Raw genomic sequence first — 17664 nt, 5'->3', positions numbered from 1 at the left:
CGCGGTCGCCGTCGAGGACGGCGACCGCGACGGCCGCCGCGTAGTGGCGCTGGTCGGGCGAGAGCGAGGCCGGTAGTTCGGGCGCGAGATGCTGTTCGACGGTGATGATCCGGGGATCGCCGTCCTCGGCGCCGGCGTCGTCGGACTGTGGCGTCTCGTTCTCTGACAACGGCGGCACAACCGGCCCGGGGCGCCGACCGCTGCCGCGTCGCCGTCGCGTTCTCCCTGGTGAGAGGGTGTGCAGGGAGGTTCTGTGCGGCGGAACGGGTCGGCCACGGGCTGCGAGCCGGTGTCCCGCGCCGTCCCGCCGCCCGGCAGGGGAGGCACCGGCCGGGAACCACGCGGCGCGGGGAAGCGCGCCGGGTCGGGGAGCGGACCGGGAGGTACGAAGGTGAGAGTGCGGCTGCTGGGCCCCCTGGAGGTCCACGACGCGGCGGGCGGGACCGCCCGCGTCAGCGCGCCCATGCTGCGGGCGCTGCTGGCGGCCCTCGCGCTCCGACCGGGTCAGGTCGTGTCCGCCGCGGAGCTGCTGGGGCAGCTGTGGGGCGAGGAGCTGCCGCCCAGCGCGCGCACCACGTTGCGCAACTACGTCATGCGCCTGCGCAAAGCGCTGCCCGAGGGGTGGATCAGAACCGACGCCGGGGGCTACCGGCTCGTGCTCGCGGAGCAGGACACGGACCTCGGTGAGTTCCGCACCCACGTCCGACGCTCCCGTGACCTCACCGCACAGGACCCCGCCGCGGCCCTGGTGCTGCTGGACCGCGCCCTCGGCCTCTGGCGCGGCACCCCGCTCGAGGACATCGGCGACTGCCCGCTCCGCGACGCGGAGCAGCCGGCGCTGGAGGAGATGCGTCTCGCCGCCATGGAGGAGCGCTTCGACGTCATGACCGCGCTGGGCCGGCACAGCGAGATCATCGACGAACTGACGGCCGCCCTGCACCACCACTACCTGCGTGAACGCCTCGCACGGCAGCTGATGCTGGCGCTCCACCGCAGCGGGCGTACCGCCGACGCCCTGGTGGTGTACCGCACGGTGCGGGAGCGGCTGATCGACGAACTGGGTCTGGAACCCGGCCTGGAGCTGCGCCAGTTGGAGGGCGCGATCCTGCGTGACGACCCGCAGCTGCGGTTCTCCCCGAAGCCGGGCCCCGGGCCGGGGCCCGCCCGCTGCCCCGCCACCCCCGACTTTCCCGCCGCCATCTCGACGTTCGTGGCACGGGCACGAGAGCTCGACCGCATCGACCGCACCCTGGACGGCGCCGACGCCGCCCCCGCCATCTGCCTGATCGACGGCCCGGGCGGCGTCGGCAAGTCGGCTCTCGCGGTCCGCGCGGCGCGCGGTGCCGCGCAGCGGTTCCCCGACGGACTGCTCTACGTCGACCTCCGCGGCGCGGACCCCCACAACCCGGCGCTCTCCGCCCAGGCGGCCCTCCGGCTCCTGGCGTCCGCCCTCTCCCTCCCCGTCAAGGACTTCCCCACCGACCTCGACGCCGCCACCGCGCTCTACCGGGAGCGACTCCGCGACCGGCGGGTCCTCATCCTGCTCGACAACGCGCTCGACCCCCGGCAGGTACGACCGCTGCTGCCGGTGGAGCCGGGCAGCGCCGCACTGGTGACGAGCCGCACCGTCCTCACGGGGCTCACCGACGCCCACCACGTGCACCTGGACCGCCTCGACGACGACGAGGCCGTGGAACTCCTGCGCTCCGCCGTGGGCGGCGCGGATCCCCGACCCGCTCCCGAGGAGTGGTACCAGCTCGTTCGGCTCTGCGGGCACCTGCCGCTGGCCCTGCGGATCGTCGCCACCCGCATGGCGGCCCGACCGCGGTGGCAACTCACCGACTGGATCGCCGTCCTCCGTGAGGAGCACGGCCGGATGGAACAACTGCGCGTCGCCGATCTCGACCTCCGCGCCAGCCTGATGGTCAGCATCGAGCAGCTGGCCGACAGCGCCAACCCGGTCGACCTCCTGGCGGCCCGGCTCTTCCCGCGCCTGGGCGTCGCACCGCTGACGACGTACACCGCCGGCCTGGCGGCCGCCGCGGCCGACTGCACCGCCCAGCAGGCCGAGGACGCCCTGGAGCGGCTGGTGGACGCACGCATCATCGACAGTCCCCGCCCGGGGGAGTACACGCTCCACGACCTGCTGCGGTCGGCCGCCGCCTGGCAGGCGGGGGCCCTGCCCTCCGCGGAACGCCACGCAGTCCTCGGTCGGCTCGCCGGTTGGTTCATCGCCCGCCTGAACACCCTGGTCCGGTACTACCCGGTCAGTCGGCTCTTCATCGCGCGCGCCGACAGCGTCGCCGCCCGCTTCCCGGTGGAGACCGAGCCGTTCACGGGCACGGAGCAGGCGATGCGCTGGGCAGACGACGTGGCGGAGGACGTGCTTCTCCTCGCCGAGCTGCTCGCCGCTCCCGCGTACGACGCGACGGACGACCTCGCCGGTGAACCGCTGTCCCGCTTCGCCTACTACGCCGCCGCGACGCAGGAGACCTACTTCGGCCTCCGCCTCGCCTGGACGGAGCAGGAACGGCTCTGCGCCACCGTGCTCCACGTCGCCCGCCGGCGGGGGGACACCCGCGCGGAAGCAGTGGCCCTCAGCCAACTCGGTCGTTCCGCAGGCCAGTTCCAGGATCTCGGCCGCGCCTCGGAACTCCTCGAACGCGCCGGTGAGCTGTTGGAGCAGCTCGGCGAGTCCGAGCAGCTCCTGGCGACGATGAGCAATCGCATCGCCTGCCTCGCGATGGGCGGCCGGCCCGCCGAGGCGGAGCGCGTCGGCGAGGCAGCGCGGGCGGAGGCGCAGCGGCTGGGATTCCGCGACACGGAGGTGACCATCTGCGCCAACCTCGCCTACCTCCGCCTCAAGACCGGAGACCCGGACGGTGCGCGTGCACTCGCCCGGCACGCGCTGGACCTGGCGAGGCTGCCCTACAACCGCATCATGCTGAGTTGCCTGATCGCCGAGTACCACCTGGGGTGCGCCGAGTACGACGAGGCGGCCCGCTGGGCGGAGAGCGCGCTGCGCCACACCGCCGGCCACCCCGTCGACCCCTACACGACCGCCCACGCGCGCAACCTGCTCGCCACTGCGCTGCGCCACCAGGGGCGGACCGCCGCGGCCGACGGGCACGACGACAAGATCCGTGCCGAGATGGAGGCGCTCAACGCCCGTGCGCCCCGGACGGTCACCTTCTACTACGCCGAGAGCTCCACGCCCGGCGGACGCGGCCTGCGCACCCTTCTTGACGACGGCGGCGGCAAGCAACGCTGAACGGGAACGGGAACGGGAACGTGAACGGGGAAGGGGAACGGGCGCGGAAGCCGGCGCCGCTGCGGCGCGATACGCACCTGATACGCCCCTCTTCCTAGGCTTGCCCCACCCGGGCGCGGGCGGCCGTCGGCTCGCCGCGCGCCGACGGTTCGACCGCGCAGGGGGAACGACGACGCGCGGGCAGCGGAGGGAAGACCATGGTCGAACAGATCAAGCTGAGCACCGAGGAAGCCACCAGGGTCGAGGGCGTCATCATGAACGCCTTCGGGGACATGGAACTGGTCTCCCGGCAGATCGCGGGCGACTCGGAGGTGGCGGCGCGTGCCCTCACCGGCTCCGGCACCGCGCTCGCCATGGAGAACTTCGAGGGGCTCGGCGGCATGGGCGTCGTCCTGGCTGAGGTGCTCGCCGGCCTGGGCGACGACCTGAGCGTCACCGTCGACATCGGCCGGGAGACGGACAGCGACGCCGCGGCGGCCGTCCGCAGCGGAGCCCCCGACGGCGACATCGCCGCCGCGTTCTGAGCCGACTCCCCGAGACCCGAAGGAAGCAACGATGACCGACCGGATCGCTTTCGACAACGCCTCGTTCGACGAGCTGAAGCAGCACGGCGCCGCGCAGGTGGAGGCATGCACCGACATCTGGAACCAGGTGCGGGTGAACCTCGAAGCCCTCGTCGCGCAGGGCATGGTCGACGCGCAGATCGGTGACGCGCTGGAGGCCCGCAACGAGGAGTTCCGGGCCCGCGCGGCGCAGTTCCGCGCCGAACACGAGGCCACGCACCTCTCCATGACACGGGCCCAGGGCATCGGCAACGAGGGTGGCGCAGGCATGGTGCGGGCGCTCCGCTAGCCACCGCAGGACACGGGAGTGGGGGAGACGATGGACGACGGCGAAGTGATTCTGCCGCACGCCGCGTGCAGTGAGGCGCAGACCAGCCTCAACAGCAGGGGCGAACTCGGCTCGGTCAAGGAACGGTTCGCCCAGATCGCCTCGGCGCAGGGCCTGTTCGGCGACGTACCCGGAGGCGAGGCCGCTTCCGCCGCGCTGGAGCGGGCGGCCCTGTCGATGCTGGAGCAGTTGCACCTCGCGGGTGTCTGCGTCCAGGAGATCGCCGAGAGCGCCGGCGCTGCGGCGGCCATCGCCACCGGGACCGACGAAGCCTGGACCGAGGTCCTCCGGATCGGCCCGCACGTGGGCTGGAGCGAGGAGGTGGCGGGCAGCGACGGCAGCCTCCTGGAGGAGGACAAGTTCGCCGAACCGGTGTTCGCCGACCCGATGACGGCCTTCGAGGACCAGCTGCGCACCGGCGGTCAACCGCCGGACAACGTCAGCCTGCAGTAAACAGGAGGGATACGGGGGAGTGACCACCGACGAAGAGTTCCAGCAGCGGATCCGGGTCATCCGCAGCGCTCGGCACTACCGGATCGCCGCGTCCTCGGGGGCGTGGCTGCTCCTCGCCCAGGCGGCGCTCGGTGAGAACACCGAGATGGGCGGCATCTCCGCCAATGTCTCGGCGGAGCACGGCGTCGGACTGCTGAGCCTGGCCGAGCGGATCGACGGCGCGTCCGCCTGGTTGTCGGACGCGGGCAACGTCGCGCAGACCATCGCCGAGCAGCTGGTGCGCGCCGGGAACAGCGCGGCCGAGGCGCTGTGGCGCGGGGAAGAGGTCCAGGGCCGGTACGACGAGGCCGCGGCGGACCTCAAGGAGCGCATGCAGCATGCCGACGGGATGGTGCTCGCGTCGATCAGCGAGAACGGCATCAGCCGGAAGCAGGAGCTCATCGACGAGGCCCAGGGGATCGTCGACGAGTTGTCGGCCGAGTTCGCCCTGGTGGTGGGCGGCGAGGCTCCCGCAGCGCCGGGTGGGGGCGGCGCAGCGGGAGGCGGTGCCCCGAGTGCTGGAGGCGTGGCCGGTGGGGGAGTCGGAGGGGCAGTCGGCCATGCCGGTGGTACCGCTGCGGGCGTCGCGGATTTCGCGGCGGGCAACGGCAGCGTGATCGGGATGGGCGAGTACCCGCACGGCCGGGTGCTCGGCCCGGAGCGCGGCGACTTCGCGGGCTGGGTGCAGAACCCGACGACCGGCTTCCTGACGGACCCCGCCACCGGGCGGGAGTTCGACTCGGTGGCGGGTCGCTGGATCGACCCGGTCACCGGGCGGCCGTTCGGCGAGGTCACCGAGTACGCCAGCCGGCTGTCCGGGCTCGGGGGCGGTCCCGGGGCGGTCGCGGGGATCAGCGGCGGTACGGCACTGGTGGGGGCGGGGGCCGCCGGCGGTCTCGCCGGGCTGTACGGCGGGACCGTGCCGCCCAGCGTGGCGCAGGCCGGGCCCATGCGGGGGCAGACGACCGGTCAGGCGATGCGCAACCTCTCGCATCGGGCAGGGGTCGCCGGCCGCTTCGCGGCGGCCGAGGCCGCCCAGGGCGGACGGCCCTTCACCGCCCCGCCCGCCCACAACCCGGGCGGGCGGGTGACGGGACGTCCCGCGGGGGCCGTGGCCGGACGGGCTGCGGCGCCGCCGAACGGCAAGGCCGGGGCCGTCGACCGACGGAGCCCGGTGGGCCACCGGGGCGGCGCGCCACTGGCTACGGGGGCGAGAGGGTTCGCGCCGCCACCGGTGAGCACGACCCCGGCCCGCTCGGGCGCCCGCGACACGAAGCCAACTCGCGGGACGACCGGGAGCCGGGCCGCCGGCCGGGTGCCCGGAGACCGACTGGGTGCGCCCCCACCGCAGAACACCACGCGACCGAACGAAGAGCGACGCACCGACCAGAAGCCCACCGACCTCACCGAACGCCGTTCCGTGTGGGAGTCCGACCGCCGCGCATCCGGCGGCGTACTGGGCGAGTAGACCGCTGTGCCGGACTTGAGGGAGCTGACTTCATGAGTGATGGCCTGTATGTCGACCCCGGCATGCTGGAAGCCTCGGGCAGGACGAGCTACCGATCGGCTGACGAGGCCGAGGGCGTACAACGGACATTGCGCGGAGTGGTCGCCAGCAGCGGCAGCTACGGGGGCGCCACCGAGTTCGTCAGCTCCTTCAACGGAGCCAGGGAGCTTCACGTCCGCGGCGCGGAATCCGCTGCCGAAGGGCGGGACGCGATGGGCGATGGCGATCGCGGAGCCGCAGCACACGCGCTTCACCTCGATGCTGCGGCGACGTTTGCGGTCAGTGGCCCGACGGTAGCCGACCCAGGGATCTCGGACGCATTCTGAACGCCGGATGACCAACTCGGTGACACCTGAAATCTGTTGGTGATCACCTATCGCGAACGATGGAGCGCCAGTGGCAATTCCGGTCACCTTCACGATGGCTGACGTCAGAGAGGCCGGTTCTGCCGACCCCTGGAAGATCCAGGATGATTTCTTCTCCGAAGTCGACCCTGCGGATATTGCAGAGGCCGCGACCTCATATGTTCATGCGGCCGGGGAGGCAAGTGGCGCCGAGGAGCTCGCCAGGCTGGCGTCCGAAGAGCACGCGGAGGCTGGTGAATGGCAGCATGAGAGTCTGGCGGACGTGGAAGAGCGTCTCTCGGCTACCAGCGGAAGCCTGGCCACGCCGGAGCTCGAAACCGCCGTGGAGATACTGGGTAAGGTGCTGACCCTTGCCGAGGACGCGCTGAGTGACATATCGGACGAGATTAGTGGGCAAGAGGGGGTCAACCTCAAGATTCTGGATCACAGCCGCAACTCGTTCGAGGAATTCAATGCTTGGCACGGAAGTCTTGTGTCTGCGAGGCAAGCGCTCGGCGATTCTGCGTACGAAGTGGGTGTCGATGTAATCGTGCCTCCGCCGGGTGAGTCGCGTACCCCTGGTCTTCCTGATCCGGTGATAGCGTACGAAAACGCCAACGGATTCTTGGAGATTCCGGGATCTGTGAGAACTGCGATTCGGGAGTATCACCTCGGTAAAGCAGTTGACGACGCCAATGCCGCTGCCGAGGTGATCGACGATCTGATCGATGATTACCGCTCCTCTCTCACGTCGTATGGTTCCGAACTCGCCGAAGCGGGCTACGATCTATCGGCAAGCCCGTTGGGTGTTTGGAACACCCCAGAGATGGGTGTTTATCACGCTGAACAGGTGAGGGAGGCTGCGGACGCTCTGCGGGAGGACCCCGACGATGCGACTGCCCTGAACACGCTCGATAGCATCGCGACGATTATGGCATCTGCAACGTCGGATATTTTCAACGCCGACGGCAGCATTAATAGACAAATGACTGCCGCCGAACGTGACTACCTGCATGCTGTATTCGGCCGGCTCTCTTCGGATGACATTGTCGCCCTGGGGGAGCTCGGTCTGGAAGACGGAAATTTCTACGCCGCACTCGCAAACGGAGCCCACGCGCTTTCGAACCCGCAGGCCGGTGGTCTTGACCCGATGGGTGGCGACGGTCTCTCTACGGAAGGAGAGTGGCTGCCTGAGTCTCTGCGAGATCTCGTATATTACGATCCCTTCGATGACGAGCGGCCCGGTGGCTACTCTGATCACGAACTGCTCGAGAGGTTCGATGCGTTTGGTGCTGTCATGCAGCACGCGACCGTCCCGGCCGGATCTGATTTTTCGATGAATATGGCAAAGACGGCGGTCGACATGCAGTTGCTCGCAAATCATCAGGGTATCGATGAACTCGGTAATCCAAATTCATCGTTCGTGGGAAGCAGTGGAATGCTGGCAGCTGCGAGTTTGAACAGCGCGGCGGCGGCAACCGTCATGGGGAATGAAGACTTTGTCGAGAGGATGCTTGCGCTCGAATGGTCTGACAGTTCGGGAGTCGGGTCTTTTGTGGCGAGCGGAACGATTCCGCCGCCAGGAGTGGATCCGGAGAGTGTCGAGTCTCGAAAATGGTTCAATGCGGCGTTCAACGTGCTGACAAATTCCGGGCGGGCGGAAGGCTCCTGGGAGGGTGTTGACCACGAAGGACTGCACTTGGCGATCGGTGAGACGGCGATGTCGTACATGGACTTTATATCGAGGTCCGGGGGAGGGGCTGACGCATCAGAGATGAACAATGACGGGCACTCTGTTCATGGAGTAGATTACGCAACGGCGTTCTTCTTGTCGAAGTCTGACCGTGAAGATCTATTCAACTTGATGAATCAGTCCACGGATGAAGTGCGTGACCAATTCCGTGGCGGTGTCGCCCTCTGGCAGCATGAGGTCGCGAGGGGCGGTCTCGGTACCAACGACATCGGTAACCGCATGGAGAGCATCGGCACCGTGGAGGGATTCATTTCAGCTTCCGACATTGAAGCAGCAAAGAATGGTTTCAGTCCGGAGAAGCTGGTCTCTTCGTCCCTCGCGGCTTCTGGCCTTGTCATGACGTTGGCAGGTGGCGGGCCGGTGGCTACCGCTCTTCATGCGACCGGCACGTTCGCCGTCAGCGAAGCCATGAAGTATGCCAACATCACGCCGCCCGAAGCTGCGGAGATTGCTGAGCTTGTGAGAGAAGGGCCGGTGAGTGCGCGTATCGCCGTGGCAGATGCTGCCATTCAACACGCAAAAGCTGAGGACCCGACCAGTCCGCTTGCGCAGATGGAGCTCCCGAGCCTCGAGGAGGGTGATTCGTTCGAGCTTGACAGGGTTCGACAGGAGCTATCAAAGATCGAAAAGGAGGCTGGATATGACACCGCGCCACTCCACAGGGAGTTTGACAGTTCCTGGATGAATTGAACTCAACTTTCACTGGCAGTGAGATATGGAACTCCCCCAAACATGACCCCCACCACCGTATTCCGTAGGCCGCCGCGGGCGGTGCAGCCTTCCGTGCCGCAGGAGGACCTCGTCCTCAAGGCGCCGCCGGAGTTGCCCGAGCCCGAGGACGGCAACGTCTGGATGGTCGCGCTGCCGGCCGTCTCCGGACTGGGTTCCGTGCTGTACATGCTCACCATGGGCCGCGGTGCGATGGGCTACGTCATCGGCGCGATGTTCCTCGTCTCCTGCCTGGCGATGGTCATCGGCACCGTCATTCGCCAGAAGGGCAACGCCAAGTCGAAGATCCGCCACGAGCGCCGCCAGTTCCTGCGGTACCTGGAGCGGACCCGCGTCGACGTGCGGGAGACCGCCCGCCTCCAGCGCACCGCGCTGGAGTGGAACGCGCCCGCAGCTACGGCGCTGTGGTGCGTCGCGGCGGGCCCCCGGCTGTGGGAACGTCGCGCCGCTGACCCCGACTTCGGGGTCGTCCGCGTCGGCAGTGGACCCCGCTATCTGGCGACCCCGCTCGTCCCCGGCGAGTCCGCGCCCGCCGAGGACCTCGACCCGTTGTCCTCCGTCGCGCTCAAGCGGTTCATCGACACCCACTCCGTCGTGCCGGCGCTCCCGGTGCAGCTGGCACTCCGCCGCTTCGCCGCCGTCACGATCACCTCGCCGCACGACCCCGACGCCGCCCGTGCCGCCTTCCGCGCGATCGTCGCCCACGCCGTCACCTTCCACTCGCCGACCAACCTCCGCCTGGTGATCTGCGCCCGCGACCCCGACGGCGAGGCGTGGTCCTGGGCGAAGTGGCTGCCGCACGCACACCACCCCGACGAGAGCGACCACGTCGGACCGGTCCGGATGATGCACTCCCACCTCTCCGTCCTGGAGGAGCGGCTGGGCGCCGAACTCTCCCGCCGCACCCGCTTCAACCGCAACGCCGACCCCGACCCCGAAATGCCGCACCTGCTGGTCGTCCTCGACGACGGCCTCGCCCTCGGCACCGAGGCGGTGCTGGACCCGGGCGGCCTGCACGGCGTCACGGTGCTGGACGTCGCAGGCGCCGCGCCGGCGCTGACCGCCGGCCACGGCGTGCACCTCGACATCGCCGAGGACGGCACCTTCGCCGTGCTCGCCGGTGACTCCCGTGACGAGCTCGGCACCGCCGATCAGCTCTCGGTCGCCGAGGCCGCGGCCCTCGCCGACCAGCTCGCCCCCTTCCGCCCCGAGGTCTCCTCGGCCGGTGGCGACGTCGAGGACCTGGCCACCGCCGACAACACGCTGCCCTCGCTGCTCAACGCTCCCGACCCCGGGCGCCTGGACCTCGACACCCTCTGGCGCTCGCGTCCGATGCGGGACCGTCTCCGCGTCCCCATCGGGGTCTCGGCCGACGGCGGACTGCTGGAGCTGGACATCAAGGAGTCCGCGCAGAACGGCATGGGCCCGCACGGCCTGCTGGTCGGCGCCACCGGTTCCGGCAAGTCCGAGCTGCTGCGCACCCTCGTCCTCGGCATGGCCGCCACCCACTCCTCCGACCAGCTCAACCTCGTGCTGGTCGACTTCAAGGGCGGCGCCACCTTCGCCGGCATGGCCGAACTGCCGCACGTCGCGGCGGTCATCACCAACCTGGAGGACAACCTCACCCTCGTCGACCGCATGAAGGAGGCCCTCTCCGGCGAGATGAACCGCCGCCAGGAGGTGCTGCGGGACGCGGGGAACCTCGTCTCCATCCGCGACTACGACCGCGCCCGCCAGCGCGGTGCCGACCTCGCCCCGCTGCCCAGTCTCTTCATCGTCGTCGACGAGTTCTCCGAACTGCTCTCCCAGAAGCCGGACTTCGCTGACCTCTTCGTGCAGATCGGTCGACTCGGCCGCTCCCTCGGCCTGCACCTGCTGCTCGCCTCGCAGCGGCTGGACGAGGGCAGGCTGCGCGGCCTGGAGGCTCACCTCTCCTACCGCATCGGCCTGCGGACCTTCTCCGAACAGGAGAGCCGCTCCGCGATCGGCGTCCCCGACGCCCACCACCTCCCGAGCGCCCCCGGGCACGGCTACCTGAAGACCGACACCGGTTCCCTCAAGCGGTTCCGCGCCGCCTACGTCTCCGGGCCGTACCGGGCGGACGAGGAGGCGGCCGGCGGTCTCGGGCTGGGCGGGGCGCTCGCGGTCCGGCCGTTCCCGGTGGGCGACGTGCCGGTCCCCGCCGAGCTGCGGGAGCCGGAGGCCGCGCCGGTACGCGCCGCCGACGAGTTCGGCGAGGGCGAGGAGCTGGGCAGCACGGTGCTGGGCGTCATGGTGGAGCAGATGGTCGGTCAGGGCGCCCAGGCCCACCAGGTGTGGATGCCTCCGCTGGAGGACCCGGACTCCCTCGACACGCTCTTCGGTGACCTGGCCGTCCGCGAGGGCCGGGGCTTCGGCGCCTCCCCGGACCGGCCCGCTCTCACCGCCGTGCTCGGGTTGGTGGACCGTCCGTTCCACCAGCGCCGCGACCCGATGCAGCTGGACCTCTCCGGTGCGGGCGGCCACACGGCGATCGTCGGAGGCCCCCACAGCGGCAAGTCGACCGCGGTGCGGACCATGATCACCTCGCTCGCGATGCGGCACACCCCGCGCGAGGTGCAGTTCTACTGCCTGGACTTCTCCGGCACGCTGTTCCCGCTCGCCGGTCTGCCGCACGTCGGAGGGGTCGCAGGCCGCACCGACGCCGAGAGCGTCCACCGCACCGTCTCCGAGGTGCTGGAGATCATGGAGAACCGCGAGTCGCGCTTCCGGGAGTTGGGCGTCGACTCGATGGCCACCTACCGCGCCGCTCGTGCCCGGGGCGAGCACGGCGACGACCCGTACGGCGACGTCTTCCTCGTCGTCGACGGCTGGCAGGTGCTGCGGCAGAGCTTCGAGACCATCGAGGCCAACCTCATGGGCCTCGCCGGGCGGATGCTCACCTACGGCGTCCATCTCGTCGTGACCGGCAACCGCTGGATGGACCTGCGGATGGCCCTGCGCGACGTGATGGGGACCAAGGTCGAGCTGAAGCTCGGCGACGCGCTGGACTCCGAGGTCGACCGCAAACTGCAGCGCACCATCCCGGCCGGCCGGCCCGGGCGGGGCATCACCCACGACAAGGCCCACTTCCTGACCGCCGTGCCCCGCGCCGACGGCCGCTGCACCTCGGACGGGCTCGCCGACGGCGTCGCCGACCTGGTGCGCCGCGTGACCGACGCCTGGCCCGGCGCGCCGGCCCCCGCGGTCCGGATGCTGCCCGCCCGCTACGACCTCTCCTCGGTGAGCCGTGCGGACCAGGGGGACGGCGTCGTCGTCGCGCTGGAGGGCAACCGCCTCGAACCCGTGGTCTTCGCCCCCGGCGGTGACACCGGCCTCCTCCTCATCGGCGACACCGAGACCGGCAAGACCTCGCTGCTGCGCTCGGTGGCCCGCCAGGTCGTCGACCGCTGGAGCCCCGAGGAGGCGAAGCTCATCATCCTGGACCACCGGATGACGATGCTCCGCGAGTTCGAGGGCCCGCACCTGCTCGGGTACTCCACCACCCACGAACGGTCCATGGAGGTGGTCGGCGGCATCGCCCAGGGGCTGAAGAAACGGCTGCCCGGGTCGGACGTCACCCCCGAGCAGCTGCGTGACCGCTCCTGGTGGACCGGGCCGGAGATCTTCCTGCTGGTCGACGACTACGACCTGGTCGCCACTTCGGCCGGCAACCCGCTCCGCGCACTGGTCGAGTACCTGCCGCAGGCGAGGGGGATGGGGCTGCACATCTACATCACCCGGCAGGCCGGCGGCGCAGCCCGCGCCGTCAGCGACCCCGTCCTCGGCCGCATGAAGGAGCTCAACTACCCCGCCGCGTTGCTGAGCATCCCCCGGGACGAGACCCCGATCTGGGGCGTGCGTCCGGCGAAGCGGGCCCGCGGCCGCGCACTGCTGATGCACCGCAGACTCGGCAACCGCTCGGCGCAGCTCGTGCACCAACCGTCCCCGCTGGCGGACGGCTGATCCGGTTCCTGCCGCCCTCCGCCCGACACTCCTCCGCCACCCGCCCGTTCGCGACCGCAGACCGCAGACCGCAGACCGCAGACCGCAGACCGCAGACCGCAGACCGCAGACCGCAGACCGCAGACCGCAGACCGGTCCCGCGCCCCGGCCGCCCGCTGCCGCCCCTCCGGCGGTGCACCCGACCACGAGGACTCCCGATGACCGCCCCACCCAGCAACGCCCCCTCCCTGCCGGCGCAGCAGACCGGCCCCGCCGCGCTCGGCGGTGCCGCCGAGTTCGTGCGCATCGGGGTCGCGGGCGGCACGGGGCGCGCGGACCTCGCGGTCCCGGCGGCGCTCCCGCTGGCGCGGCTGATGCCCTCGCTCCTCCGGCACGCCGGTGAGGAGCCCGGTGCCGACGGCGGTGTGCTGCACGGCGGTTGGGTGCTCTGCCGCATCGACGGCTCGCGGCTGGACCCGGCGCGGTCGCTGGCCGCCCAGCAGGTGGTCGAGGGCGATCTGCTGTTCGTGCGTCACGGCGACGAGGACACCTCCGAACCGCTCTACGACGACGTGGTCGAGGTCATCACCGAGCACGGCACGGCCGGCGCATGGACCACCCGCGCCGGACGGACCGTCGCCGCCGTGCTCTCGGCTCTCGCCGTCCTCACCGCCTGCGGTGCGCTGGCGGCCGCCCCGGGGCTCGTCGCCGGGGCGCTCGGACTGGGCGTCGCCGCGTCGGCGTTGGGCGTCGCCGTCCTGCTCTCCCGGGGGTTCGGGGACGCCGTCGCCGGGACCTGCGCCGCCGTGCTCGCCGCGCCGCCCGCGACGACCGGAGCGGTGCTGCTGCTCGGAGTGGGCGACGGCGTCGGCGCGGCGCACCTGCTGCTCGCCTGCGCGGTCGTGGCGGTGGTCGGGGCGCTCGGGTTCGTCGCCGTCGGCGGCGGGGACGGCGTCTTCACCGCGCTGGTGGTCGCCGGGGTGTCGGCCTGCGTCGGTGCGTTGGTCTCCACCGTGTGGGGGGTGGCGCCGGAACGGTCCGCTGCGGTGGCCGCGCCGCTGGCGCTCGCGCTGACGACGGCGCTGCCGGCCCTCGCGCTGCGGCTGGCGCGCACCCCGGCGCCGCAGGTCGCGGGGGACGCCGACGACCTGGAGCGGCTGCCCAGTCAGCTGGAGCACGCCGCGCTGCGGGCCCGCATCGAGCAGGCGCGACTGCTGCTGGTCGGGATGGTCGCGGGGTGCCACCTGGTGATCGGCGCGGGGATTCTCGTGCTGTTCGCCTCCGGGGAGCTGTGGGCCTCCGTCTGCGGCGGGGCGCTGCTGGTGCTGGTCCTGCTGCGTTCCCGGCTGTTCAAGGACGCGGCCCAGGCACTGATTCCGCTGGTCACCGCGGTGGTGGGGGTGGCCGGAGCGGGGTTCTTCCTGGTGTCGGCGCTCGCGGGCCGCGCCCCGGCCCTGCTCGGGGTGACCCTGCCGGTGGCGCTGGTCGTCGCGCTGGTCGCCGGGGTGGTCGGCCTGCTCTCCGGCCGCCGTACCCCCAACCCGCGGGCGCTGCGGGCGCTGGACCTGCTGGAGGCGGCCGTCCTGCTGTCGGTGGTGCCGCTGGTCCTGGCCGTGTGGGGCGTCTACGGTGCCCTGCTGAACCTGACGGCGTGAGCCCGGTGACAGCCGCCGTGACGCCCACCGCCCGCGCCACCGCGCCACGCCCTCGCCCCTCGGCCCGGACCCGACGCCGCTTCCGCGCCCGGTACCCGGGCCGTGCCCACCGGGGCGCGGTCGCCGCGCTCCTCGCCGCAGCCGTCACCGCGGTGACGCTGTCCGTCCCCGGCGCCACGGCCCCGGCCCACGCGCAGAGCTGCCGGACCCAGGTCCGCGGCGAGGAGCTGCCGGACTCCGCCGGTCCGCACCCGCTGATCGACCTGCTCGGACTGCGCCACGCCTGGGACCTGTCCACCGGCGACGGCGTCACCGTCGCGGTGGTCGACTCGGGTGTGGACGCCCGTCACCCGGACCTCGCCGGCGCCGTCACCGGCGGCAGCAGGTTCGACGTCACCCGGGACGCGGCGGAGTTCACCCGCACCACACCGGCCGCCGACGAGGACTGCGAGGGTCACGGCACCGGCATCGCCGGCCTGGTGGCGGCCCGCCGCGCTGAGGGCGACCGCATGACCGGGGTCGCGCCCGCCGCCCGGGTCCATCCGATCCGGTCGGTGGACGGGGTGGACCGCGCCACCCACAACACCGTCGCCGCGATGATCGACGACGCCGTGGACGCCGGGGTGGAAGTCCTCAATCTCTCGCTCGCCGTCGTCGAGGACCACGCCCCGATCCGGGAGGCCGTGGCCCGGGCCGTGGCCGCCGACATCGTCGTCGTGGCCGCCGCCGGCAACGAGGGCAACAGCGGACCGAGTGGCGGGCGGGTCTACCCCGCCGCCTACCCGGACGTCCTCGCCGTCGGCGCCGTCGACGCCGCCGGCCGCCCGCTCGACGCCTCCAACCGCGGTCCCTGGGTGGATCTCGCCGCCTACGGCGGGCCGTTGCCGCTGGTCGCGCCCGGTGGTTCCGGCTACCGGACCGACAGCGGCACCTCGTTCGCGGCCGCGCAGGTCTCCGGTGCGGCCGCGCTGGTCCGCGCCCGGTACCCCGACCTGACCGCGGCGGAGACCGCGGAGCGGCTGGTCGCCTCGGCGGCGCCCGTCGGCGGGACCCGCAACGACCGCACCGGCGCGGGCATCGTCGACCCGTTCGGCGCGTTGACGCATCTCCCTCACCTCGGCCCCGACGACCCCGAGGGCGAGGGGGCCGGCATCGCCGTCCAACCGCTCCCCACCACACCGCCGCTGCTCGACCGAACCGAGGCGCTCGCCCTGGCCTCGGCCGGGGCGCTGCTGCTGGCGCTGCTGCTGGGACTGGTTGCCGCGCCCGGGGTGCGCAGGGCGGCGACGCGCGGCTGGCGTACCGGACCGCTGCCCGACACCGCACCGGCCGGCGGGCCCGCGCCCGCGCCGACACGTCCCCGCGGCGCCGCCCTGGAGCGGCTCGACGGCTCGGACGTCCCCCCGCCCGTCCCACCGGGCCGCAACCGTGCCGCCGTGGCCCGGTCCCGCACACCCACGACCCACCGGAGCCGCTAGCGATGGCCACCACCCGAGAACAGGCCGAGGCCTACGGCTACGACCACCGGCGCCGCGTCACCGCGCTGCTGCGCGGCGCGGACGAGGCGCAGCACGACCCCCGGCGCCGACTCAACCGCGCGCTGGGCGGCGGCGCGGCCGTCGGTGTCCTGATCATGGCGGGCTTCGGGATCGCCGGCTTCCTCGGCGGGGGGCGCGGCCCGGCGCTGCCGGCGGCCGGGGCCGTGGTCGTCGGCGACGACGGTGACCGCTACGTCGTCGCCGACGCCGTCGTGCATCCCGCGCTGAACCTGGCGTCCGCCCTCCTGGTCGGCGGGGGAGAGGTCACCGCGGTCCGGCAGTCGGTGCTCGACTCCGCGGCGCGAGGACTCCCCGTCGGCATCCCCGGCGCACCCGACGCGCTTCCCGACCGGGAGGCGCTGACCGACGAGGTCTGGACAGTGTGCGCGGTGCCCAGCGAGAGCGGCGGGGCGCCGGCCGACACCGCGCTCTTCGTGGCGGAGCCGGGTGCAGCGCCGGCCGACGGGGGCAGCGACGGCGCCACCGTGCTGGTGCGGGCCGACGACGACACGCTGTGGCTGCTGACAGAGGGGCGGCGGTACGCACTGTCGGACACCGTGCGCGACATCCTGGAGTTGCGCAGGACGCAGCCGGTGGAGCTTCCCACCGACATCGTCGCCACGCTGCCGGAAGGCCCGGCGCTGGTCCTGCCCGAGGAGCCCGCGGGGGCGGGCGACCTCCCCGCGGTACCGCTTCCCGCCGAGGCCCGGGTCGGGGACCTCGCCCACACGGCGTCCGGTGGAGCGCCGCAGTTCTACCTCGTCCGGCAGGACGGGCTGGTGTCGGTCTCCGAACTGGTCCACACCCTGCTGCTCCCCGGCGCGGGCGCCGATCACGTCCTGACGGCGGCCGACGCCGCCCGGGCGCCGCGCAGCGGGGAGCCGGCCCCGGGGGACCGGGCCTGGCCGGACGCTCTGCCGCGGGCCCAGGAGCCGTCGCGCAACCAGCCGGTGTGCGTCTCGACGCCTCCGGGCGCGGAGCCCGGGGACGCTCCGTGGCAGGCCACGGTCCATCTGCCCCGCACCATGCCCGAGCCGGACGGGACGACGCCGGTGACCACGGGGACGGGCGACCGGCTGGGGCTGCTGGACCGGGTGTACGTGCCGGCGGGGTCCGGCGCGGTGGTGCAGGCCACCACCTCCGCGGCCGCGGGCGGCACCTACACGCTGGTCACCGACAGCGGTACCGCGTACCCGTTCGCCTCCCCGGACGCCGTGCAGCGGCTGCGGTACGACCCCGCGCAGGCGCCGTCGGTGCCCAAGAGCTTCGTCGGTCTGCTGCCGACCGGGCCCGTGCTCGACCCGGACGCCGCCGCACGGGAACACCGCGGCGACGGCACCACCGGCGACAGCGGCGCGGGCGGCGAGCCCGCGGCCGAGAGCCAGGAGGCGGCCGACGCCGCCGGGACGGGGGACGACGATGCGTGAGAGCCGTGACAGCGCGAGGCCGGACACCGCGGCGGTCTCGCGGGCCATCTTGTGCACGATGTCGGGGTCGACGCCGAGACCGCCACCTCCCGCG

The 17664-nt window shown here is 72.2% G+C and carries 11 protein-coding genes; all 11 read left to right on the top strand.

What is annotated here, in order from left to right; translation table 11 throughout:
- Window positions 1-391 precede the first annotated feature (391 nt).
- The 11 genes from HCN52_RS12365 (at window position 392) to eccB (ending at window position 17570) form a co-directional block, all read left to right on the top strand.
- Window positions 392-3271, top strand: coding sequence for an AfsR/SARP family transcriptional regulator (locus HCN52_RS12365; RefSeq protein WP_168088482.1), 2880 nt, complete (start codon window positions 392-394; stop codon window positions 3269-3271).
- A 197-nt stretch (window positions 3272-3468) separates the two neighbouring features.
- On the top strand, window positions 3469-3795 hold the full coding sequence (locus tag HCN52_RS12360; RefSeq protein ID WP_168088481.1) for a hypothetical protein: 327 nt from the start codon (window positions 3469-3471) through the stop codon (window positions 3793-3795).
- A gap of 31 nt (window positions 3796-3826) precedes the next feature.
- Entirely contained in the window at window positions 3827-4123 is a 297-nt protein-coding gene (locus HCN52_RS12355; protein WP_168088480.1) for a hypothetical protein, read from the top strand.
- 18 nt (window positions 4124-4141) lie between these two features.
- Window positions 4142-4615, top strand: coding sequence for a hypothetical protein (locus tag HCN52_RS12350; protein ID WP_168088479.1), 474 nt, complete (start codon window positions 4142-4144; stop codon window positions 4613-4615).
- A 19-nt stretch (window positions 4616-4634) separates the two neighbouring features.
- Window positions 4635-6122 (top strand): hypothetical protein, encoded by a 1488-nt coding sequence (locus HCN52_RS12345; protein ID WP_168088478.1) that lies wholly within the window; start codon window positions 4635-4637, stop codon window positions 6120-6122.
- A 32-nt stretch (window positions 6123-6154) separates the two neighbouring features.
- Window positions 6155-6487, top strand: coding sequence for a hypothetical protein (locus HCN52_RS12340; protein WP_168088477.1), 333 nt, complete (start codon window positions 6155-6157; stop codon window positions 6485-6487).
- 70 nt (window positions 6488-6557) lie between these two features.
- Window positions 6558-8948: a hypothetical protein gene (locus tag HCN52_RS12335; RefSeq protein ID WP_168088476.1), complete on the top strand. Its 2391-nt coding sequence runs from the start codon at window positions 6558-6560 to the stop codon at window positions 8946-8948.
- A gap of 42 nt (window positions 8949-8990) precedes the next feature.
- Entirely contained in the window at window positions 8991-12971 is a 3981-nt protein-coding gene (eccCa, locus tag HCN52_RS12330; protein ID WP_168088475.1) for a type VII secretion protein EccCa, read from the top strand.
- A 197-nt stretch (window positions 12972-13168) separates the two neighbouring features.
- On the top strand, window positions 13169-14605 hold the full coding sequence (gene eccD / locus HCN52_RS12325; protein ID WP_168088474.1) for a type VII secretion integral membrane protein EccD: 1437 nt from the start codon (window positions 13169-13171) through the stop codon (window positions 14603-14605).
- A complete protein-coding gene (locus tag HCN52_RS12320) occupies window positions 14602-16083 on the top strand; it encodes a S8 family serine peptidase (RefSeq protein ID WP_168088473.1) in 1482 nt (493 codons plus the stop codon). The genes eccD and HCN52_RS12320 overlap by 4 nt, the downstream gene beginning before the upstream one ends.
- Before the next feature lie 2 nt (window positions 16084-16085).
- Complete coding sequence (gene eccB / locus HCN52_RS12315; RefSeq protein WP_168088472.1) at window positions 16086-17570, top strand: type VII secretion protein EccB; 1485 nt, start codon at window positions 16086-16088, stop codon at window positions 17568-17570.
- Window positions 17571-17664 lie beyond the last annotated feature (94 nt).

The sequence above is a fragment of the Streptomyces bohaiensis genome, assembly GCF_012033785.1.
Classification (GTDB): domain Bacteria; phylum Actinomycetota; class Actinomycetes; order Streptomycetales; family Streptomycetaceae; genus Streptomyces; species Streptomyces bohaiensis.
The sequence above is the reverse complement of the archived record's forward strand: the minus strand, read 5'-3'. Positions and strand labels throughout refer to the sequence as shown.